The 20497-nt window shown below is 65.9% G+C and carries 20 protein-coding genes; 6 read left to right on the forward strand and 14 right to left on the reverse strand.

Going from position 1 to position 20497, the window contains the following annotated elements; genetic code table 11:
* Nucleotides 1-21: 21 nt before the first annotated feature.
* From ACSQ23_RS20940 to ACSQ23_RS20950, 3 genes are all read left to right on the forward strand, one after another.
* Nucleotides 22-1110, forward strand: coding sequence for an ABC transporter ATP-binding protein (locus ACSQ23_RS20940; RefSeq protein WP_436091745.1), 1089 nt, complete (start codon nt 22-24; stop codon nt 1108-1110).
* A gap of 89 nt (nt 1111-1199) precedes the next feature.
* Nucleotides 1200-2114 (forward strand): LysR family transcriptional regulator, encoded by a 915-nt coding sequence (locus ACSQ23_RS20945; RefSeq protein WP_436091746.1) that lies wholly within the window; start codon nt 1200-1202, stop codon nt 2112-2114.
* 116 nt (nt 2115-2230) lie between these two features.
* Nucleotides 2231-3175: a nucleoside hydrolase gene (locus ACSQ23_RS20950; protein ID WP_436091747.1), complete on the forward strand. Its 945-nt coding sequence runs from the start codon at nt 2231-2233 to the stop codon at nt 3173-3175.
* Nucleotides 3176-3237: 62 nt separating this feature from the next.
* Here ACSQ23_RS20950 and ACSQ23_RS20955 read toward each other — a convergent pair whose 3' ends face one another.
* The 5 genes from ACSQ23_RS20955 to ACSQ23_RS20975 form a co-directional block, all read right to left on the reverse strand.
* Nucleotides 3238-4293, reverse strand: coding sequence for an ABC transporter permease (locus tag ACSQ23_RS20955; RefSeq protein WP_436091748.1), 1056 nt, complete (start codon nt 4291-4293; stop codon nt 3238-3240).
* Nucleotides 4290-5072, reverse strand: coding sequence for an ATP-binding cassette domain-containing protein (locus ACSQ23_RS20960; protein ID WP_082528523.1), 783 nt, complete (start codon nt 5070-5072; stop codon nt 4290-4292). The genes ACSQ23_RS20955 and ACSQ23_RS20960 overlap by 4 nt, the downstream gene beginning before the upstream one ends.
* A gap of 66 nt (nt 5073-5138) precedes the next feature.
* Nucleotides 5139-6140, reverse strand: a complete 1002-nt coding sequence (locus ACSQ23_RS20965; protein ID WP_056002289.1) for a substrate-binding domain-containing protein — start codon at nt 6138-6140, stop codon at nt 5139-5141.
* 64 nt (nt 6141-6204) lie between these two features.
* Nucleotides 6205-7146 (reverse strand): sugar phosphate isomerase/epimerase family protein, encoded by a 942-nt coding sequence (locus tag ACSQ23_RS20970; RefSeq protein ID WP_436091749.1) that lies wholly within the window; start codon nt 7144-7146, stop codon nt 6205-6207.
* Nucleotides 7143-8183: a Gfo/Idh/MocA family protein gene (locus tag ACSQ23_RS20975; protein ID WP_055887279.1), complete on the reverse strand. Its 1041-nt coding sequence runs from the start codon at nt 8181-8183 to the stop codon at nt 7143-7145. Before ACSQ23_RS20975 ends, ACSQ23_RS20970 begins: the two co-directional genes overlap by 4 nt.
* 157 nt (nt 8184-8340) lie before the next feature.
* On the opposite strand from ACSQ23_RS20975, the gene ACSQ23_RS20980 reads away from it, so the two are divergent.
* Nucleotides 8341-9375, forward strand: a complete 1035-nt coding sequence (locus ACSQ23_RS20980) for a LacI family DNA-binding transcriptional regulator (protein ID WP_055887283.1) — start codon at nt 8341-8343, stop codon at nt 9373-9375.
* A 19-nt stretch (nt 9376-9394) separates the two neighbouring features.
* Here the strand turns inward: ACSQ23_RS20980 and ACSQ23_RS20985 are convergent, their stop codons facing one another.
* The 5 genes from ACSQ23_RS20985 to ACSQ23_RS21005 form a co-directional block, all read right to left on the reverse strand.
* Entirely contained in the window at nt 9395-10219 is an 825-nt protein-coding gene (locus tag ACSQ23_RS20985; protein WP_436091750.1) for a carbohydrate ABC transporter permease, read from the reverse strand.
* Nucleotides 10216-11157, reverse strand: a complete 942-nt coding sequence (locus ACSQ23_RS20990; RefSeq protein WP_436091751.1) for a carbohydrate ABC transporter permease — start codon at nt 11155-11157, stop codon at nt 10216-10218. The genes ACSQ23_RS20985 and ACSQ23_RS20990 overlap by 4 nt, the downstream gene beginning before the upstream one ends.
* Nucleotides 11158-11159: 2 nt before the next feature.
* Nucleotides 11160-12458, reverse strand: coding sequence for an ABC transporter substrate-binding protein (locus ACSQ23_RS20995; RefSeq protein WP_436091752.1), 1299 nt, complete (start codon nt 12456-12458; stop codon nt 11160-11162).
* Between the two features lie 95 nt (nt 12459-12553).
* Nucleotides 12554-13723 carry a serine hydrolase domain-containing protein gene (locus ACSQ23_RS21000; RefSeq protein WP_436091753.1) on the reverse strand — a complete coding sequence of 390 codons (1170 nt, stop codon included), beginning with the start codon at nt 13721-13723 and terminating at the stop codon, nt 12554-12556.
* Entirely contained in the window at nt 13720-14688 is a 969-nt protein-coding gene (locus ACSQ23_RS21005) for a hypothetical protein (RefSeq protein WP_436091754.1), read from the reverse strand. The genes ACSQ23_RS21000 and ACSQ23_RS21005 overlap by 4 nt, the downstream gene beginning before the upstream one ends.
* 122 nt (nt 14689-14810) lie before the next feature.
* Here ACSQ23_RS21005 and ACSQ23_RS21010 point away from each other — a divergent pair, with 122 nt between their 5' ends.
* Together ACSQ23_RS21010 and ACSQ23_RS21015 are read left to right on the forward strand one after the other, a co-directional pair.
* Complete coding sequence (locus tag ACSQ23_RS21010) at nt 14811-15821, forward strand: LacI family DNA-binding transcriptional regulator (RefSeq protein WP_436091755.1); 1011 nt, start codon at nt 14811-14813, stop codon at nt 15819-15821.
* Nucleotides 15822-15924: 103 nt separating this feature from the next.
* Nucleotides 15925-16626: a GntR family transcriptional regulator gene (locus ACSQ23_RS21015; RefSeq protein ID WP_055887303.1), complete on the forward strand. Its 702-nt coding sequence runs from the start codon at nt 15925-15927 to the stop codon at nt 16624-16626.
* 21 nt (nt 16627-16647) lie between these two features.
* Here the strand turns inward: ACSQ23_RS21015 and ACSQ23_RS21020 are convergent, their stop codons facing one another.
* Genes ACSQ23_RS21020 through ACSQ23_RS21035 form a run of 4 tightly spaced genes read right to left on the reverse strand, consistent with a single transcriptional unit; the run spans nt 16648 to nt 20457 of the window.
* A complete protein-coding gene (locus tag ACSQ23_RS21020; protein ID WP_055887307.1) occupies nt 16648-17559 on the reverse strand; it encodes an ABC transporter ATP-binding protein in 912 nt (303 codons plus the stop codon).
* Complete coding sequence (locus ACSQ23_RS21025; protein ID WP_056002313.1) at nt 17556-18584, reverse strand: ABC transporter ATP-binding protein; 1029 nt, start codon at nt 18582-18584, stop codon at nt 17556-17558. The genes ACSQ23_RS21020 and ACSQ23_RS21025 overlap by 4 nt, the downstream gene beginning before the upstream one ends.
* Before the next feature lie 4 nt (nt 18585-18588).
* Entirely contained in the window at nt 18589-19446 is an 858-nt protein-coding gene (locus ACSQ23_RS21030; RefSeq protein ID WP_056002316.1) for an ABC transporter permease, read from the reverse strand.
* A 6-nt stretch (nt 19447-19452) separates the two neighbouring features.
* A complete protein-coding gene (locus ACSQ23_RS21035; RefSeq protein ID WP_055887314.1) occupies nt 19453-20457 on the reverse strand; it encodes an ABC transporter permease in 1005 nt (334 codons plus the stop codon).
* Nucleotides 20458-20497: the final 40 nt, after the last annotated feature.

Below are 20497 nucleotides of genomic sequence, written 5' to 3' on the forward strand. Positions count from 1 at the left end.
CAGGCAAGCAGGGAGGGAACCGTGGCTGAACTTCAGCTCAGAGGCATCAACAAGAGTTTCGGCGCGGTGACCGTGATCCACGACGTCGATCTCGACATTGGGGATGGCGAGTTCGTCGTCTTCGTCGGACCGTCCGGATGCGGCAAATCCACCCTGCTCCGGACCATTTCCGGCCTCGAGGAACCGAGCTCTGGCCAGGTGCTGATCGGCGGCGAGGACGTCACCGATTTCGACCCCTCAGAGCGGGGTGTGGCCATGGTGTTCCAGAGCTACGCGCTCTATCCGCACATGACGGTGGAACAGAACCTCGGCTTTGGCCTCAGGATGGGCGGGATGCCCGCCGACCAGGTCGCCCAGCGTGTCGCCAGTGCCGCCGGTACGCTGGAGCTGACCGAGCTGCTGCAGCGCAAGCCGCGTCAGCTGTCGGGCGGCCAGCGCCAGCGCGTTGCCATCGGCCGCGCCATCGTGCGCCAACCCAAGGCCTTCCTGTTCGACGAGCCGCTGTCCAACCTCGACGCCGAATTGCGCGTGCAGATGCGCATCGAGATCGCCAAGCTCCATCAGCAGCTCGGCGCCACCATGGTCTACGTGACGCACGACCAGGTCGAGGCGATGACGCTGGCCGACCGCATCGTGGTGCTGCGGGCCGGCAAGATCGAGCAGCAGGGCACGCCGATCGAGCTCTATGACGATCCCGACAACCTGTTCGTCGCCGGCTTCATCGGCTCACCGCGAATGAACTTTCTCGGGGGCACGGTAACCGGCATCAACGATCGTGGCGTGACGGTTTCCCTGACCGCGTTCGACGCTCCGGAACTGCAGGTCCGGTGCCGTGGCAAAGGCGTCAGCGTCGGCCAGACGGTCAGCGTCGGAATCCGGCCCGAGCACTTTACCGAGGCCCGTCCGGAGGGCGGCGCGCTGACCGCGACGGCGCAGGTGGTGGAGCAGCTTGGCGGCGTCTCCTACGTCTACGCCGTCGGGCGGGACGGGGAGACCAAGGTGACGATCCAGCAGAAGGGTCACGCCCGGATCGCCACCGGCACGCCGATCAGCGTCGGCATCGAGCCCGACGCCGCGCTGGCGTTCGACGCCAACGGGCTGCGCCTCTAGCGCCTCGCGACCGACCTGACGGCGGTGTCAGGCTGGTCTAGACTGCGCCTGCTGCGTCAGCATCGGGCGCGGTCCGCAACGAGGTATCGATGTCGCTCTCCTCTCTCGACGTCATGGGGCAACTGACCGCCATCAGGGCCTTCGATGCGGCGGCGAGGCTGGGAAGCTTCAAGCGGGCTGCAGCTGAACTCGGGGTCACCGAGAGCGCCGTCAGCCGGCTCATCCGCCAGCTCGAGCGGCGAGCCAAGGTGGAACTGTTCATTCGCGCCGGTCGCCGGATCGGCCTCAGCGACGCCGGGCAGGCCTTTGCCGATGATGTCGGCCCGGCTTTCGAGCGGTTGCGCCAGGCTTCGGCGCGGCTCGGCCGGCAGCATGTCGAACGACCGCTGGTCATCGCGGCGCCCGCCACGACGACGCTGCGATGGCTCATCCCCCGCCAGGCTGGGCTCGAAGCGGCGCTCGGCGGCAGCATCAAGCTGGTCAGCTGGGATCGCCCGCCCGATATCTCCGACCCATCGGTGTCGCTCTGGCTGTCGGTCGGCGAGCACAGTGCGGGCAGCGACGCCAGCTATGTCGACATCATGCCCGAGAGCTTTGCGCTGGTCGTCGCCGGCCAGCGTCTGACCCGGCAGCCGGATGCACGCGCGGCATTGGCGGGCTTGCCGAGGCTCGTATCGCGCACCCGCCCGGCGATCTGGGAGGATTGGCTGCGCGAGGGTGGAACGGACGCGCCCTACACCGAAATGCACGAGTTCGAGCGGATGTACTTTACCCTGCAGGCAGCCGAGGCCGGGGTCGGCAGCACCATTGCGCCGCTGGAGATCATCGGCGAGGCGCTGGCGGACGGACGCCTGGTTGCCCCGTTCGGGCGCATCATGCGCAAAGGCAGCTACCACCTCGCCTTACCACCGCGGGACCGTCGGCATCCGGCGACCGCGGCGGCGGTGAAGTGGTTCCGCCGGCAGGGTCAGTCGGGTGCCGCGGGCTTGCCGGCATGCGCTTGAGTTTTTCGCCGTAACGAAGACGAAAAGTCGTTTGTCGCGGCGCCGTTCGTCCCCTTCTCTCTCCGATCGAAGCGCGTCCCGCCTGGGACCATGCGCCAACCTGGAACGGAGCAGAAATGGGCAGGCCGATTTTCATCGATACCGACACCGCGTCCGACGACGCCGTGGCCCTGATGCTGGCATTCAGATTCCGCGGTCCGGATGTCAAAGCGCTGGGCATCGTGGCGGGCAATTGCCCGCTGGAACAGGCGACCATCAACGCGCTGTTCATCCGCGAACTCTGCGGCATGGACCTGCCGGTGCATCAGGGCGCCGACCGGCCATTGCAGCGGCCGCTCGAGACCGCGCAGTTCGTGCACGGCGAGGACGGCATGGGCGATGTCGGACTGGTGCCGACGCAGCTCGCCGACGCGCCATGGGCGCCGAGCCCGGGCCACGCCGCCGACGCGCTGATCGCGCTGGCTGAAAGCCATGAAGACGGGATCGAAGTGATCACGCTTGGCCCCCTCACCAACATCGCCATCGCGCTCGGCAAGGCGCCGTGGCTGGCGGGCCGGATCAGCCGCTGCTTAATCATGGGCGGCGCCTCGGACTATTACGGCAACATCACCCCGGTTTCGGAGTACAATATCTGGGCCGACCCAGAAGCCGCCGAGGCGGTGTTCGCCTCGGGCATGCCGATCACCATGATCGGCTGGGACATCTCGCGCAAATATGCGGTGATCGACGACCACGAGGCGGCCAGCCTCCGACAGATCGGCACGCCCACCGCCATTGTCGCGGTCGATTGCCAGGCTACCCTGCGGCGGTTCTGCCAGGAGGTCTCGGGGCTTGCCGGCTTTGACCTGCCCGACCCCATCGCGGTTGCCGTGGCCCTCGATGAGCAGGTGGTAGTCGAGAGCTTCGACGCCGCTGTCTTCGTCTCAACCGAGGACGGATTGACCCGCGGCCAGACCATCCTCGACGACCGCGCCATGACCGATCGGCCAGCCAATGTGCGGGTCATCAGCAAGGCCAGCCGCGAGCGTTTCATGGCCGTGCTGCGCGAGGGGCTGGCCTGAGCGGAGGGGCTTCGGTCTGCCGGTGTGAAAGCACCGCTCCAACAGGAGCGGTGCTTGAGAGGTTACCGATAGCGGACCTGGTTCCAGCGGTGCCCGAGCAGCGACAGGATGATGATCAGCCCGTAGAAGAACTGCACATAGAAGCCGGAGAGACCCGCTCCCACGACGCCCGACTGAATGAAGGACACCGTGAAGCTGCCGATGGCGCTGCCGATGATCGTGCCGATGCCGCCCCATGGCGCCGTGCCGCCAACGAATACCGAGGCCAGCGCAGGAAGCAGATAGCCATCACCCGAGGTCGGCCACCAGGTGTAGTTGATCATCACGGCGGCAACACCCGCGAGCGCTGCGCCTAGGCCGACGAAGGCGAAGGTCTTGAGCCGCACCAGCTTGACATTGATGCCCATCTGCTGCGCTGCGTCGGGGTTGTCGCCGACCATGTGCACATGCACGCCGAAGCGGTGCCGGTTGTAGATGAACGAGCAGATCGCCACGAACAGCAAGGCCCAGAGCACCTGCACCGGAATGCCGAAGAACTGGCCGCCGAAAATCTGGAAGGTCAGGGTCTTGGGCAGGCCCACCAGGGCGATCGACTTGCCCTCGGTGTTGATCTGGATCAGCCCGCGCAGCATGAAGTTCATGCCCAGTGTGGCAATGAGCGACGAGAGGTTGGCATAGACCACGAGCCAGCCGACGCAGAGCCCGAGGACCAGGCCGGTCAGCACCGCCGCGATAATGCCGAGAAACGGATCGTACCCTGCCTGGACCACCAGCGCGAAGACCCACCCGGCCATGCCGATGGTCGCCGGAAAGGAGAGGTCGATTTCGCCCACGGTCACCACGTAGACCAGCGGCACCACGACGAAGAGCACGACCGGCAGGCCGATGAGCACGGCGCGATACATGTTCCACTGCGAGAACACTTCCGGGTTGCCCACGAAGAAGCAGGCCAGCATCACCACCAGCACGACGAACGAACCGACGGCCGGCCGGTGGTCGCGGAGGAAGCGGCGAAGTCTGGAGCGGTCGGCGTGCTTGCCTTCGGCAACGCGGCGGACGGTGTCCGCGTCGAGGGCTTTTGCCGGCGACTGACCGTCACGATTGGCTGTATCGGTCATACTGTCCCTCCTGTGGACTGAACGCCGGCGCCGCCCGGATGGGCGAGTTCTTCCATGAAACGGACCAGGGCTTCGGCCGAGCCGAGTTCAGCTTTGGTGGCCTGCAGCGCCACGCGCCCCCGATCGAGCACGACAAAGCGATCGGAGATATCGAACACGTGGTGGATGTTGTGGCCGATGAACAGGATCGAGCGTCCTGCCGCTCGCGCCTGCCGGACGAAATGGAAAACCTTGGCCGTCTCGGTGAGTGAGAGCGCCGTCGTCGGCTCGTCGAGGATGATCAGGTCGCTTTGGTTGTACATCGCCCGGGCGATGGCGACGCCCTGGCGCTCGCCGCCGGACAGCTGCCCAACAATGGAACTGGGGCCGAAGACCTTGGAGGTGAAGCCGATCTCGCGCATCAGCCGTTCGGCCTCTTCGCGCTGCTTGCGGACTTTCAGAAAGCCAAGCGGGCCCACCAGTTCGCGGCCCATGAAGATGTTCCAGATGATGGTCTGCTGCACAGCCAGCGCTCGGTCCTGGAACACCGTCTCGATGCCCGCCTCGCGCGAGCGTCCCGCGTTCCAGTTCGAAACCGGCTCGCCGCGGACCAGAATCTCGCCGGTTGTCGGCCGAACCGCGCCGGCGAGAATCTTGATGAGTGTGGACTTACCGGCGCCATTGTCGCCGACGAGGCCAACCACCTCGCCCTGGTCGACATGAAGGTCGACGCCGCCAAGGGCGTAAACCTGCCCATAGGACTTCTTGATGTCCTTGAGCTCGATAATACGATTTTGCACGATGCCCTCGCTGCAAGTGGATAGGCCGGGGCCCGGCCGGAGCCGGACCCCTGCCGCCGGAAACTCTTAGCGAAGACCTTCCTTGGCGAGGTCCGCAACCGCTCCGTAATTCTCGGGCGTAACGAAGCCGGCGCCGGTATCGACGTTGATCGCGCCGAGGCCGTAGACGACCTGCTGGCAGAGCGACAGGATCGGCATGTAGCCTTGCAGGAACGGCTGCTGGTCGGAGGTCAGCTGGACCCAGCCATCCTTGAATGCCTCGACGATCTGCGGGCTGGTGTCGAAGCCGATGTTGATGATGTCGCCGGCGTTCTTGCCGGCCGCCTGCATATAGGTCGCGGCATTGCCGAGGGGCTGGCCGCCCGGATAGGCGATCAGCTTGACGTCCGGATTGGCGGTAATGGCGGCGGTGATCACCGGAATGCCGGTGTTCGGGTCGGTGCCGAGTTCCTGCGGCGACTGCAGCTTGACCACTTTGAGGCCGGCGGCCTCGAAGGCCTCGAGCGTTCCCAGTTCGCGTTCGGCGCGCTCGATTTGCGACCAGTCGCTCATGACGATGGCAACATCGCCGGCCTTGAGGCCGAAGCGGCGGATGGCTTCCTCGCCCAGGGCCTTGCCCTGTGGCTTCTGCTGCGCGCCGACATAGCCGCCGCCGAACTTGGCGGTGACCTCGTCGACCGGCACGTTCTGGTACATCATCTTGATGCCCGCGGCCGAGGCCTCCTCGGCAAGCGGCATGATCGCGGCATTGCCGGGGTGACCCATCATGGCAATGCCGTTCGGAGCAGCGCCGATGGCCTCACGCAGCTGCTGGATCATCTTTTCCGAGCTCCAGCCCGAGAACACATAGTCGACCTGAGCGCCGGTATCCTTGGCCGCCTGGACGGCGCCGTTGTAGACGATCGAGGCAAAGGCATCTCCCTCGGCGCCACCCGCGAAGAACCGGATCTTGACGTCGCTGCACCAGTTGTCGCGCAGCGTTTCGGCCATGGCGACACTGGTCAGGCTGGCGATGGTGACAGTTGCAAAGGCAGCAGCCGTCAGTGCCTTCAGAGCAATCCTAGTCATAGTCACGTCCTCCCTTTCGTGCTTTGCACGGGTTGCGTGCCGGCTCCCCCGCCGGCACCAGTCATCAGCTGGCGCGTCGAAGCGAGGGGTCTCCGCCCTCGTAGTTCGCCGCCAGATTCACGAAGTCTCCGCCGCGAGCCTGCTTGAGATGTTCGAGCGCCCGGACCTGGCCGGTCATTTCGAGTGCGTTGCGATAGACCGGGTCGTGCCAGCCCTCGATGTCGATCGAGCCAGACCAGCCGGCGAGACGCAGTTCGGAGATGATGTCGGTCCAGTTGCTGTCGCCGAAGCCCGGCGTGCGCATGAACACGAACTTCTGCTTGCCGAAGATGCCGTGCTCTTTGATCACGTCCCAGCGGACGGTCGCGTCCTTGCCGTGAACATGGAAGAACTTGTGCGCCCACTTGCGGATCTGCGGCAGCGGATCGATCAGGTAGACCAGCTGGTGGCAGGGCTCCCATTCGAGCCCGATATTGTCGTCCGGCGTCTCGTTGAAGATCAGCTCCCAGGCGTCGGGATTGTGGGCGATGTTCCAGTCGCCGGTCTGCCAGTTGCCATCCATGGCGCAGTTTTCGAAGGCGATCCTGACGCCCTTGTCGGCAGCGCGTTTCGCCAGTTCCGACCAGACCTTCTTGTACTGCGGCAGGCTGTCGGTCAGCGGCTTGCCCCTGATACGGCCGGTAAAGCCGGCAACCGTCGTGGCGCCGAAGTGATGGGCGTTGTCGATGCAGGCCTTCCAGCCATCGAGCGTCTGGCGGTCCATCTCCTGGTCTTCCAGCGGATTGCCGAACATGCCGAGGGTGGAGATGGTGATGTCGCGGTTGCCGATAGCATCGAGGCAGCGCTTGCCGAGCTCGGCGAGGTCCTGTCCGTTGGTGGTCTGCCAGAAGAACGGCTCGAAGCTCTCGAAGCCGAGGTCGGCGATCTCGGCGATGCGCGGCGCGGCGGTGCCGGCCGTCGCGCTGACCATGGTGCCGATGCGAATGGTTTTGGTGGGATTGGTCATCTAGGGGTCTCGATAAGAATACGCTGGCGGGTTTTGGCGCTCTCGATGGCGGCGAACACCATGGCGAGGCTGTTGACGTTGTCGCTGCCGACAGTTTCCGGTGGCGTGCCGGTCTCGATGGCGCGGAGGAAATCGGCAATGACGCTGGCATGGCCGTGGGTCTGGCTGTCCTCGGCGGGCTCCGGCACGGCGAGCTCCGCCAGTGGCCGGTGGAAGCCGTCCTCGCCTGCCACGACATGCGCCTCGAACCGGTCGGCGCCATCCCAGAGCAGCGTGCCGCGGGTGCCGATGATCCGCCACCGGCTTTCCCAGCTGGTGTTGGCGCCTTCGGCGGCCCACGACCCACGGTAGGTGAAGGTCGCGTCCCCCTCGAGTTCGAAGATGGCGTTGGCGGCGGCGCCGTGCTGGTACCACGAGCCGCGCGGGTTGCTTTCGAGGCAATAAACGGCCCGGGCATCCCGGCCCGCCATGAAGCGGGCGGCGTCAAAGGTGTGGATGGCCATGTCGAGCAGCAGCACGTTCTGCATGGCATCGCGGAAGCCGCCGAAATGCGCGCCGATGAAGAAGTCCGCATGCAGCGCCGTCAGCTCGCCGAGGGCGCCGCTGTCGATCAACCGGCGGATGCGCCGCACGCCGGCAATGTAGCGACGGTTCTGCACCACCGCGTGGATCCGGCCGGCCTTGGCGGCGCGAGCGACGAGGTCGCGGGCGTCGTCGAGGCTGGCGGCCATCGGCTTTTCCGACAGCACGTGGCAGCCATGCGCGAGCGCCGTGGCGACCACGTCATGCCGGGCGCCGGGGATCACCACGTCGAACAGCAGGTCCGGCCGGGTACCGTTGAGCAGAGCCTGGAGATCGCTTTCGACCGCCGCCTTGCCGAGGCCGAACTCCGCCGCGAGGCGATGCGCCGCGTCGGGGTTGATGTCGTTGAGGCCGACAATGGTGATGCGGTCTCGGAGCGCCGGCGTTTCGGCGATGGCCTTGAGCCAGCCTTTCGACATAGCTCCGCACCCGGCCAGAACGGCGCGAAATGACACGTGATTGCCCCTCCCCAGGGAATCCGCCGACGCCTTATCTCGGCGTGCGCGACGGCTTCGTAAACGTTTACGACGCTATATTCGCCGGCATTTCTGTGTCAAGAGAATTGCGTAAACGTTTTCGGAAGCCTCCGGCGCGCTGGGAAAAGCGAGTATTATGAAGGGCATACGCCGCCTTGCCGAACATCTGAACATTTCGATCGGTACGGTCTCCCGTGCCTTGAACGGACGTCCCGACGTCAATGAGGCAACCCGCCGCCGGGTGCTCGATGCAGCAACCGAACTCGGCTATGTGCCCAACCAGGCCGGACGCACGTTGCGCCAGGGCACGACCAATGCCGTCGGGTTCATGATGGAGTCCGGCGCCGACACCTCGGGGAACCCGGACAACTTCTTTTTCGGCGTCTTCGACGGCGTTCAGGCGGTGTTGAGCCGGCACCAGCTGGATCTGGTGGTGCTCCCCTGCGCCACCGACGAAGACCCCACCGAGTATCTGCGCCGCATGATCGCGCGCCGGCTGGTCGATGCGCTGATCATCTCAGCGACGCATCGAAAGGATCCGCGCGTCGAGCTTCTGAACAAGGCGCACGTGCCGTTCATCGCGCTCGGCCGGACGGGCACCCCCAGCGACCATCCCTGGATCGACCTCGATTTCGAAGGGGTGGCGAACCGCGCCGTGGACCGGCTGGTCGCCAAGGGCCATCGCAGCATCGCCGTTGCCGTCCCGAGCAGCGATATCAATCTTGGCGTCATTTTCCTCCAGGCTTACAAGGACGCCCTGGCCAGGCACGGCATCGCCTTCGAGCAGAGCCTCGTGATCTACACCTCGTCATCGGAACAGGGCGGGTACCAGGCGGCGCATCAGCTGATCAGCATGGCGCAGCGACCGACGGCCATCCTGCTGGTCTACGAGCTGATGGCGATCGGCTTCTACCGGGGCCTCAGGGATGCGGGGCTGAACCCAGGCCAGGACGTGGCGGTTATCGCCTTCCGGGAATCGCCGCTGTCCCGGTTTCTGTCGCCGGCGCTTACCTGTTTCAGGCTGTCGCTGCGCGACGTGGGGATTGCCTTGGGGGAGTCGCTGCTGGCCTCGATGCCGGCTTATGCCGACATCTATCCGCAGGGCATCGTGCACCGGGTCTGGCCGATGGAACTGGTTGAAGGCGACAGCGACAACGCGCGCAACGGTTGAGCGGGCCGGGGGCGTCGGCTCAGCCCTTCACTGCCCCCTGCAACAGCGCCGCCACGAATTGCCGCTGGAAGATCAGGAAGATCGCGATGGTCGGCGCAAGGATCAGCAGCGCGCCGGCGCAGAGCAGCGGCACATCGGTGCCCCACTGCCCCTGGAAGGCGCCGAGCGCCCCCGCCATGGTGCGCTGCAGCGGATCCTGCACGAGCACAACGGGTAAGAGGAACTGGTTCCAGGTCCAGAGGAACTGCAGGATGGCGAGCGACATGATTGCCGGCCGCGCCAATGGCACGTGCACCAGCCAGAACTGCTTCCACTCGCTCGCCCCGTCGATCTGAGCCGCCTCGGACAGTTCCTTGGGCGTGTTCACGAAATGCGTGCGCATCCAGTAGACGCCGAACGGCATGTAGAGCCCGATCAGCGGCAGGATGATCGCGAAGCGGGTGTTGAGCAGCCCGAGTGCCTTGATCTCGTAGTAGAGCGGGGTGATCACCGCCTCGAACGGCAGCGTCAGCCCGAGCACGAACACCAGGTAGAACCAGCGCCCGCGGCCCTTGTCGAACTTGGCGAGGCCGTAGCCCGCCATGGTGGCGAACAGCACGCTGAGCGGCACCGTGCCGATGACGATCAACAGGCTCGAGAGCAGCAGCTGATCCATCTTCGCCACTTCGAAGGCCTTGGCGAAGTTCACCCATTGCGGATTTTCCGGCCAGGCGAGCCCCGGCGGATAGCTGCCCGATGGCGCCAGCGCCGCACTGAACATCGAGAGGAACGGCAGCAGCGTCAGCAGCATCAGCACGATGATGAGCAGGCGCGCCAAGGCCGCGTCGAGCGTAAGACCCTTCATCGCCGGACCCTCGTCAGCCACTGGATCGGCAGCACGCAGACCAGCACCAGCACCATCAGGAAAATGGCGAGCGCCGAGGCGAGGCCGACCTGCCGGTGCGCGAAGGCCAGCCGGTAGATTTCGAGCCCCGGAACCGTGGTCTGGATGCCCGGTCCGCCGCCGGTGGCGATGTAGACGATGTCGAAGCTGGCCAGCGCCGCAATCACCGTGACGGTGACGCAGACGCCGAGCTCCTGCCGCAGCCCTGGCAGCGTGATGTAGATGAACTCGTCCCAGGGGCCGGCGCCATCGAGCCGGGCCGCCTCATAGAGGCTGGGGTCGATCTTAGTGATGCCGGTGACCAGCAGCATGGTGCAGAGGCCCAGCAGCACCCAGGCGCCGATAATGCCCACCGCCGGCAGGGCGAAGGTGAAATCCCCCAGCCAGCCGCGCGCCAGAGCCTCGAGCCCGATGCCGCGCAGCGCCTGGTTGACCAGCCCGGTATTGGCAAACATCCAGCTCCAGGCGATGCCGGCCGCGACCAGCGGGATCACCTGCGGCAGGAACAGGATGGTGCGGGTGGCAGTGCCGAATGGTCCGCCCAGATGCTCGCGGATCGCCGCGGCGACCGCTAGACCCAGCACAACCGGGATCAGCGTGAACCAGGCGGCGAGGAGGAAGGCGTTACTGATCACCTGCAGCAGGTCGGCGTCGGTCAGCACGATCAGGTAGTTGTTGAGCCCGACGAACCGCATCTTGCCGATGCCGTCCCAGCGCTGCAGCGAATAGAACACCGACATCGCGAGCGGCACCAGCACGAAGGCCGCGTACATGATGAAGGCGGGCGCCGCGAACAGCAGCGCCGCAATGGCAGTGCGGCGGCCGATGCCGGCGCGTCTTCGCGACTTGGCCGGGGCAGCCGCTGCGGCCCCGGCGATCTGGTTGGTTCTATCGATCAAGGTCAGCGCGACAATTCTTTTTCGTATTCGGCCTGCACGGCTTCGATCAGCCCCTTGCCGGTCTGCACGCCGCCGACCAGCTTCTGCAGTTCGGGGGTCCAGCCGGCGGCGAAGATAGCGCCGGTGGCATTGGCGATGAAGTCCATCGCGCCGTTCTCGGTGGCGACCACGTTGCCGGCGGCGAGCGTTGCCTCGGTCACCGAGCCAGGGGTCACTGCCGGAATGGGCAGATCAGCCGGGCCGCCGGGGTTGGAACCGCCGACTTCGACGTTGATCTGGCGCGCCTGTTCGTTGGTCGCCACCCAGTTGAGGAAGAAGGCGGCGCAATCCTGGTGCGCGGCCTTGGCGCCGATGCCGAAAGTCAGCGGCGCCGACATAGCGGCGTGGCGGCCGCCAGCTTCGGCCGGCGGCATCAGGAAGAAGCCGAACTTGCCGGCGAAGTTCTTGTCGAGATTGCCCGACTCCCAGTCGCCATTGAACATGAACAGGCCTTCGCCGCCGGTGAAGCGGCTCATCATCTGGAAGTACTCGATGGCGTTGGTGTCGGCGGCGAAATAGCTTGACTTCACCCAGTTCTCGAGGTGCTCGGCCGCCTTGAGGTTGGCCTCGGTGTTGATGGTGGCGCCGTCCTTCTGGAAGATCCAGTCGTTGACCGGCTCGGGCGGGCCGTAAGAGCCCATCAGGTCCTGCAGCGGGAAGGCAAGCCCGCCGGTGCCCTTGTTGAACTGCATGATCGGCACGAGGCCGGCATCCTTGGCCTTCTGCAGCAGCGCATCGAGTTCGGCCAGCGTCTTGGGCGGCTCGGTCATGCCGACCTTGGCAGCGAGCTCCTTGTTGTAGAACACGCCGGTCATCGAATAGTTGAGCCCCATGGCCCAGAGCGAGCCGGCGCCGCGCGGGCGGCCGCCCTCCTCGACACGCAACTGGATCAGCTGGCTCGGCGGAAATTTGTCCCAGCCGAATTCAGTGAAGTAGCCATCGAGATTGGCCAGCAGTTCGTTGGCAACGAGGTCGCTCATCGAGGGCAGCCGGATCAGGTCGGGCGCATTGTCCTCGGAGAGGATGCGCGGCGAGTTCTCCATCATGTTGGCGAACTGATCTTCCTTGATGTCGAAGGTCACGTTCGGGAACTGCCTGGTGAACTCCTCGGCCAGCTTGCTGGGCAGCGGGAAGCCGGTCTCGAAATAGGCGTTCATCACCACCGGGTCGGCGCCGCAGCTCGGCGCCGCCATGGCAGTGCCCGTGAGCGCGGCGGCGGTAAGGGCCGCAAGGCCAGTGGCAGTTACGGATTTCAGCTTCATGGTCATTCCTCCTCCAAGGATGCGTCCGGCTTTCGCGTTGCTCAGCTGGCGCTTCTATTTGCTAAATGGATTTAGCACGAGGTTCACGGCTCTCGTCAAGAGGCTCCGAGCAGCTGGCGCAGCGCGTCGACCAGCGCCGTGCCGCGGGTGTCGCCCGGCCCGCGCATCCAGTTGGTGATGAAAGCGAATCCAACGCGGTGCCGGGGATCGGCGAAGGCCACCTGCCCCCCCGCCCCGTCATGCCCGAAGCTTTCGGCGGTGAGGAACCGTCGTGCTTCAGAATCGAGCTGAAACCCCATGCCCCAGCGCGGATAGGGCGGCTCGGCGGGAAATACCGGGGCGCCCTCGGTCACCGTCGCGGTGGCCCGCTGCAGCACCTCGGCGGAAGCCAGCCGCACGCCGCGGGTTTCGGTGACTGCCGCCGACCAGATGGTTGCGAGGCCCTTGGCGGTGGCAATGCCGCCGGCGCCGGGAATCTCGGCCTGGTGCACGCGCCGATCGTTGAAACCGCCATCGCTGGTGACCAGCGCCGCGGGCAGCGCCCGTCCGAGGGTCATGGCGCGATAGGGCCAGTTGACCTCGCCCGCCACGGCCTTGCTGGCGTCCATCTCCCACAGCGCCGCGAGCTCGGACGCCACCTGCAGATGCGCGACATTGCCGCGCGAGCGCGGCAGGCCGATCCAGGCTTCAGCGCCGAGCGGCGCGATCGTCTCGCGGAAATAGGCGCCGGGCGACTGCCCCGTCACCCGCCGCACCAGCTCGCCGGCCAGCCAGCCATGGGTCAGCGCATGGTAGGCATAGCCCCCGCCCGGCGGCCAGAGCGGCGCCTGCGCCGCCAGCTTGGTGGTGGCGGCATGCCAATCGAGAATATCGGCGAGCTCGAAATCCTCGCGCGGCGCCGAGAGCCCGGCGCGATGGCTCAGCGCCTCGGCCACCGTCACGGCGCCCTTACCAGCGGCAGCAAATTCCGGCCAGTAGCGTGCCACCGGAGCATCGTAGTCGAGGCGCCCCGCTTCGACGAGGCGCGCCACCAGCAGCGACATCAGGCCCTTGGTGCAGGAGAACACCACCGAGGCGGTGTCCTCGTCCCAGCGCCGTCCGTCGCGTTCGTCGGCGATTCCGCCATAGAGGTTAACCACCACTTCGCCATCGACCAGGATAGCAAGTGCCGCGCCCATGCTCGGCGCCCCGTCGAACGCCGCTTCGAAAACACTGCGGATCGGCTCGTACCCCGCCGCCACCGTCCCCTGAATCGGAGCGCTCATGGCTGTGCCTCCAGTTCGAGCCTCGGCATGCCGTCGGCGTGCCGGCCGAGCTTGATCGGCAGCGGATCGGAGATCGAGCCGGCAAAGACGCCGCCCGATTGCACGTTATTGAAGGCGAGCAGCACGGCCCGGCCGGCGCGATCGGTGGCGATGCGTCCGGCATAGAGCGCCTCGGGCGCCAAGAGGCTCGCCCGCTCGATCGGATAGGGGCCGAGCACGTCCGGGATGGCCACTGACCACACGCCGCCCTGCTGCCCGGCCAGCCGGCCCGACAGCCGGGGACTGTCGCAGCAGAAGATCAGGTGCAGCGTGCCCTCGACCGTAACGATCTGCGGCACCTCGAGATGGGCGAAACCGCCATTGATGGCACTGAGCGGTGGCTGGGCCTGCCAGCTCTGCATGTCCTCGGAGACGGCGTGCCCGATCACCCCGCGCTCCATGTCGGCGCCGTGATTGGCCCGGGCGGTGATCAGCATGTGCCACTGCCCGGCCGCGTCGGCGAACACCCAGGGGTCGCGCCAGGCCTCCTCGGGCCAGCTCGACGTGCCGAGCGTTTCGTAATGCTCGGGGTCGGCGACACTGATCGGGCCGGGGAGCTTCCGCCAGTTGTAGAGATCTTCGGAAACCGCGATGCCGACGGTCTCGACATTGGCGTTGCTGGCCGGCGAGAGAAAGCGCGAGCCGGTATAGTAGAGCCGCCACAACCTGTCGGGGCCGCGCACCACGCTGCCGGTCCAGGTGGCGGTATCGTCGAAGCTGCCCGCCGGGCCGGTCTCGAGAATCTGGCCGTGGTTCTGCCAGTTGAGCAGATCGGTCGAGGTGGCGTGGCCGATCCGGGCGTTGCGATGCCTGAGGTCGGGGCTTCCCAAGGCGTGCGGCGCGTGCAGGTAGAACAGGTGATAGTCAGTACCATCGTCAGCCAGCCAGAAATCCCAGACCCAATGGTCGGGCAGTGAAAAAGCCATCGCCTTCAACCTCGCTAATTGCTAAATGGATTTAGCAGGCGGGGTGAGCGACGCCAAGTTGGCAAATCGCGTCTGCCCCTTCTATGAAGAAGCGTCCAAGCGAAACTGGAGCGATGGCGGGATTGACCAAGAAGCGCGTAACCCTCGCCGATGTTGCAAGGCTCGCCGGCCTCTCCTCGGCCGCCGCTTCGATGATCCTGACCGGCCGCCCGGACACGAGGCTCTCGGCCGAGGCGCACCGCCGCGTGCATGAAGCGGCAGCGCAACTGGGCTACCGTCCCAATCTCGCGGCGCAGGCGCTGCGCACCGACAAGACCCGGACGATTGCCTTCATCTCCGACTACGTCGCCACCACGCGCTATGCCAACGGCCTGATCCGCGGGGCGCTCGCCGCGGCGCAGGAGGCCGGCCATGTGCTGCTGCTGCTCGAAACCGGCGGCGAGCCCGATCGCGAAGTGCAGGCGATCGAGGCCGCCCTCGACCGGCAGGTGGACGGCATCATCTTCGCCGCCATGCGGGCCCGCGAGATCTTCGTGCCGACCCTGCCGACGGCAACCCCGGTGGTCATGCTGAACGGCACCAGCACGCGGTTTCCGCTTTCTGTCCTGCCGGACGAGCTGACCGGCGGTCACAGCTCGGTGGACCTGCTATACGCAGCAGGCCATCGTGACGGCATTGCCCTCGTTGGCCACAACAAGATCGCCGAGCAGGGGCTGTTCCGGTCGGAGACGGTGGGGCGGCGCATCGCGGGAATTCACGCCGCGATGCGCGAGCACGGCCTCGATTTCGCAGTGGAAGAGAGTTGCTGGGAATGGGAGCCCCATCATGGCTTCGAGCTGGCCCGCAAGGTGCTGGCGCAACGGCCTGAGATAACGGCCCTGCTCTGCCTCAACGACCGGCTCGCCTTCGGCGCCTACCAGGCATTGGCCGAGGCCGGGCGTTCCGTCCCAGGTGATATCGCCATCGTCGGCTTCGACAATGACGAGATCGCGGGCTACCTGCGTCCCGGGCTGACCACCATTGCGCTGCCGCATGAGGAGATGGGCAGGGCCTCCGTCAGGCTGCTGCTGTCGCCCGACGCCAGCGGCGAGCACCTGATCTCGATGCCGGTGGTGGTTCGCGCTTCGATCTGATCGCTCGGTCTTTTCGCAGCTTGAAATACCACTGACGGCGGAACATGGTCGGCTTCGAGGGCGCGCCGGCGCCTCGGGGAACTGCCGATGCGACCAAGCCGCCATGAGTGACTACCAAGCCAAGCCACCTCTAGGGATTGACGCTGCAGGCGCATCCGAGGAAGGCGCAACGGTCTACGAGCTGATCCGCGACGACATCATTTCGGGCCGCCTGAAAGCCAATGAGCGACTGGTGGTCGCCGACCTCGCCAGTCGTCACCGATCATCGTCCAACCCGGTGCGCGAGGCGCTGCAATTGCTGCGCGGCCAGGGGTTCGTCACCTTCGTGCCCAATCGCGGCGCGCGGGTACGAGCGATCGACCAGGACTTTGTGCGCGACATTTACGAGATCGGGGTGGCGCTCGAACCGCGCTTCGTCAGGTGGTTCGTCGGCATGGCCACCCCAACGGACATCGCCGGGCTCGAGAGCCTACAGCAGGCGATGGAAGCCAACGACTTCGCTGATCCGGTGCTGCACAGCGATCTCGACACGCAGTTCCACACCCTGATGTACGAGCGCCACTACAATCGGCTCGCGACGGAAATCTGGTGGAAGAACCGCGAGGTGCTGCGCGCCGTGACCCGCGATTACAACTTCACGCTGGCCCGCCGCTCGCAGCTGATGCGTGAGCACCGCCAGCTGATCAAGCTGATCAGGCAGGGCGACGCCGACGGAGCCGCCGCGCTGATCGAGCAACATGTCGAGGGAGCCGGCCGGCACGTGCTCGAGCAGTTGCGCGCCTCGACCGCGGCCCGGGCGGGATAGGCGCCAAACTCGCGGCGCCAGCTACACCCGCACCCGCCGCCCGTCCTCGCGGTCTTCCAGCCGGCTGGCATCGGCGCGGGCGAGGCGGTCGTTGCTCAGCTGCAGCAGATCGTTGGCCGGCGACAACTTGCCGGCGCCGGCGTCATCGGCAGAGAGCACCGAAGCCTTGAGCAACTGCGAGTACGGGTGTTCCGGGGCATCGAGCACGGTTCGCGCCGGCCCCATCTCCACCACCCTGCCCTTCTGCATGATGATCAGCCGATCCGAGATGTAATAGGCGGTCGCAAGGTCGTGGGTGATGTAGATGACCGAGACGCCGAAATCGTCACGCAGCGCCTTCAAGAGATTGACGATCGCCATGCGTAGCGACGCATCGACCATCGACACCGGCTCGTCGGCAATCAGCAGCGGCGGGTTGGGGATCAGCGCCCGGGCGATCGCGACGCGCTGCAGCTGCCCGCCCGACAACTCGTGCGGGAAGCGGCCGGCGATCTCGGCGAGGCTCAGGCCCACTTTCTGCAGCGCCCCATCCATGGCGGCCTCGATCGCCGCCTTGTCGCGCGCCCCGAGATAGCGCCGCGCCGTCGACTGCAGATAGCGGTCGACCCGCTTCAACGGGTTGAACGCCTCGAACGGGTTCTGGAACACCGGCTGCACATTGGCCATGAACTTCAGCCGATCGGCTTTGTTCTCATGGTGCACCGGCTCGCCGCGGAACAGGATGCGGCCGCTGCTCGGCCGCTCGAGCCCCAGGATCATGCGCGCCAGCGTGGTCTTGCCCGAGCCGCTCTCACCGATGATGGTGAAGATCTCGGGCTTATCGGCGGCGATGGCGAAACTGACCTGGTCGACGGCGCGAACCTCCTGCCGGCCGAGGATGCCCCCCATCTGGAAGCGCTTGGATACGTCGGCAACTTCGAGCAGCGAACTCATGCGGCTACTCCTGCGCGGCTGTGACCCGGCACCAGCGGCTCGACGTCGTTGGCGCGCCAGCAGGCGCTGCGGTGGTCGGTGCCGACCGCGACCAGCGGCGGCACTTCGGTCTTGCACTTGTCGATGGCGAGCGGACAGCGGGGGTGGAAGCGGCACCCGGCCGGTGGCGCGGCGAGGCTGGGCGGTCGCCCCTCGAGCGCCGGCCGCTGCGTCGTATCGCCGATGCGCGGCAGACTGGCGACGAGATGCGCTGAATAGGGGTGCTTGGGCGCAGTGAACAAGGTGCGGGTCGGCGCCTCCTCGACCAGACGGCCGGCATAGATGATGCCAATGCGATCGGCGATATTGGCATGCACGCTCATGTCGTGGGTGACGAAGACGATCGAAGCGCCCATCTCGGTCTGCAGGTTCTTGATCAGCGACAGCACATCCTTCTGCACCACCACATCGAGCGCCGTGGTCGGCTCGTCGGCGATGATGAAATCGGGCTTGCACACGGTGGCGAGGCCGATGGTGACGCGCTGGCGCATGCCGCCGGAGAGTTCATGCGGATAGGCATTGAGCACGGTTGGCGAGAGCTTCAAATGCCCAAGGTGCTCGACCACGCGCTGGCGGAAGGCGCTGCCCGAGAGCCCCAGCGGCCGGGCCGCGAAATCCTCGAAGATGCGGCCGATGCGACGCACCGGGTTCAGCGTGCTCATCGAGCCCTGCATGATGTAGCTGAGGTGCCGCCAGCGGATGGCATCGATCTCGGCCGGTGTCGCCACCGTGACGTCGGTCGGCGGCCCGCCGAAATCGTAAGTGGCGCTGCCCGAGACCACCCGCAGCGGCGGGCGGATGGCGGCGGCCAGCACCTTGATGAAGCTGGTCTTGCCCGATGAGCTCTCGCCGGCGATGCCGTAGACCTCGCGGCGCTTCACCTTCATGGTGATGCCGTCGACGGCGCGGACCTCGCGGTTCACGCCGAAATAGCTCATCTGGTAGTAGGCCTTGAGCGCCTCGACTTCGAGAATGTTGTCGCCCATGGCGTCAGGCTCCCATGCGGCGCAGCCGGCTGCGCGGATCGATATATTCGTTCATGCTGACGGCGAGCAGGAACAGGCCGACAAAGGTGATGACGATCAGGATCACCGGGATCACCACCCACCACCAGACGCCCACCACCATCGCCGAGTGCGAGTTGGCCCAGTAGAGCACCGTGCCGATGGTCGGGTTGTTGATGTTGGTGAAGCCCAGCACCGCCAGGGTCACCTCCATGCCGATCGACCACAGCATGTTGTTCATGAAGGTCGAGAAGACGATCGGCATCACGTAAGGCAGGTGTTCCTCGAGCAGCACCTTGCGGGTGCTCATGCCGGCGAACACCGCGTGGCGGGTGAACTCGCGATGCTTCAGCCCCAAGGCCACCGAGCGGATCAGCCGCGCATCGAACGGCCAGCCGAAGCAGGCCATGATCAGCGCCATCGTGAAGCTGTCCATGTGGTTGCGCAGCACGAAATAGAACAGCACCAGGATCGGGAAGATCGGCACGGCAACGAAGATGTCATTGATGAACATCAGCACCCGGTCGACCCAGCCGCCGAGGTAACCGGCCGCGAGCCCTACCGCGATCGAGATGATGCGGCTCAGCACCGCCACGGTGATGCCGAACAGCAGGCTGTTCTTGAACGCCGCCGAGAGCTGCCAGAACATATCCTGGCCGCGCGAATTGGTGCCGAACCAGTATTGCGCCGAGGGCGGCTGGTCGGGAATGGCGAGGTAGATCTGGGTGGGATCGACGGGCGAGAAGAAGCTGAGGGCCGCAAAGATCGCCACGATGCCGACGAGGATCAGCCCGATGGTGAATTCGGCATTGTAGCGGATGAGGTCGCGAAGGACGGCAAACATCTGGATTTACTCCGCCCGAACGCGCGGATCGAGCAGCGGGTGCAGCAAGTCCACGATGAAGATGGCGAGGGCGACTGCGGCGATCGAGATGGTGCAGACCGCCAGCACGGTCGAGTAATCGCCGGCATTGACCGCATCGACGAGGAGCGAGCCCATCCCCGGATAGTTGAACACCTGCTCGGTGATGACGGTGCCGGAGAACACCCCGCCAATGACCATGGCGAGCGCCGTCACCTGCGGCACCAGGGCGTTGCGGATCACGTAGTCACCGACAATGGTGTCGCGTCGCACACCGGCGAGTTCGGCGTAGGTCACGTAGTCCTCGGTGACGATGTTGGAGACCAGCGCCCGCATGCCGATGAACCAGCCGCCAAGGCCAACCAGGACGAGCGACAGGGCCGGCAGCAGCGAGTGCTGCAGCACCGACAGGATGAAAGGCAGCGTCCAGCCCGGCCGCACATCCATGGCGAAACCGCCGGAGATCGGCAGCACGGGCCACAGGTAGCCGAAGACGATCAGGATGATGAAGGCGACGATGTAATAGGGGATCGGCTGCAGCCCCATGGTGACGATGCCGAAGGCCTTGAGCAGGCGGCTGTTCTGGAAATAGCCGGCGAGCCCACCGGCGAGGTTGCCGACGACAAAGGTGATGGCGGTCGAGGTGAGCAACAGCCCCAGGGTCCAGGGGAGCGCCCTGAGCACCAGTTCCATTGCAGGCGTCGGAAACGCCATCAACGACGCGCCGAGGTCGCCGCGCAGCAACCGGCTCCAGAAGTTGACATATTGAGTGAGCACCGGCTGGTCGGTGCCGAACATCTCGGTCAGCGCCAGGCGGGTGGCGGCAATCGCCTCAGGCGACAGGTTGGAGCGGGCGGACAACCGGCCGAGCACCTGTTCGACGGGATCGATCGGCGACAGGTAGGTTACCACGAACATGGCCGACACGCCGAAGAATATCACCGCCAATAGCTGAACGAACCGCTTGGCGGCGAACCATAGATAGCCTTGCATAAATACTCCTCACCCCGGGGCGGCCACTTGGCCGTCCCCA

It is taken from the genome of Devosia sp. LjRoot16 (assembly GCF_964252795.1).
GTDB lineage: Bacteria > Pseudomonadota > Alphaproteobacteria > Rhizobiales > Devosiaceae > Devosia_A.

What these genes read in the sequence shown, in the direction of transcription:
- ACSQ23_RS21025 (WP_056002313.1), bottom strand. Translation starts at nt 18,584, where the DNA reads ATGGGCGACAACATTCTCGAAGTCGAGGCGCTCAAGGCCTACTACCAG.
- ACSQ23_RS20995 (WP_436091752.1), bottom strand. Translation starts at nt 12,458, where the DNA reads ATGAAGCTGAAATCCGTAACTGCCACTGGCCTTGCGGCCCTTACCGCC.
- ACSQ23_RS20970 (WP_436091749.1), bottom strand. Translation starts at nt 7,146, where the DNA reads ATGACCAATCCCACCAAAACCATTCGCATCGGCACCATGGTCAGCGCG.
- ACSQ23_RS20980 (WP_055887283.1), top strand. Translation starts at nt 8,341, where the DNA reads ATGAAGGGCATACGCCGCCTTGCCGAACATCTGAACATTTCGATCGGT.
- ACSQ23_RS21020 (WP_055887307.1), bottom strand. Translation starts at nt 17,559, where the DNA reads ATGAGTTCGCTGCTCGAAGTTGCCGACGTATCCAAGCGCTTCCAGATG.
- ACSQ23_RS21035 (WP_055887314.1), bottom strand. Translation starts at nt 20,457, where the DNA reads ATGCAAGGCTATCTATGGTTCGCCGCCAAGCGGTTCGTTCAGCTATTG.
- ACSQ23_RS21030 (WP_056002316.1), bottom strand. Translation starts at nt 19,446, where the DNA reads ATGTTTGCCGTCCTTCGCGACCTCATCCGCTACAATGCCGAATTCACC.
- ACSQ23_RS20955 (WP_436091748.1), bottom strand. Translation starts at nt 4,293, where the DNA reads ATGACCGATACAGCCAATCGTGACGGTCAGTCGCCGGCAAAAGCCCTC.
- ACSQ23_RS21005 (WP_436091754.1), bottom strand. Translation starts at nt 14,688, where the DNA reads ATGGCTTTTTCACTGCCCGACCATTGGGTCTGGGATTTCTGGCTGGCT.
- ACSQ23_RS21015 (WP_055887303.1), top strand. Translation starts at nt 15,925, where the DNA reads ATGAGTGACTACCAAGCCAAGCCACCTCTAGGGATTGACGCTGCAGGC.
- ACSQ23_RS20965 (WP_056002289.1), bottom strand. Translation starts at nt 6,140, where the DNA reads ATGACTAGGATTGCTCTGAAGGCACTGACGGCTGCTGCCTTTGCAACT.
- ACSQ23_RS21000 (WP_436091753.1), bottom strand. Translation starts at nt 13,723, where the DNA reads ATGAGCGCTCCGATTCAGGGGACGGTGGCGGCGGGGTACGAGCCGATC.
- ACSQ23_RS20945 (WP_436091746.1), top strand. Translation starts at nt 1,200, where the DNA reads ATGTCGCTCTCCTCTCTCGACGTCATGGGGCAACTGACCGCCATCAGG.
- ACSQ23_RS20985 (WP_436091750.1), bottom strand. Translation starts at nt 10,219, where the DNA reads ATGAAGGGTCTTACGCTCGACGCGGCCTTGGCGCGCCTGCTCATCATC.
- ACSQ23_RS20950 (WP_436091747.1), top strand. Translation starts at nt 2,231, where the DNA reads ATGGGCAGGCCGATTTTCATCGATACCGACACCGCGTCCGACGACGCC.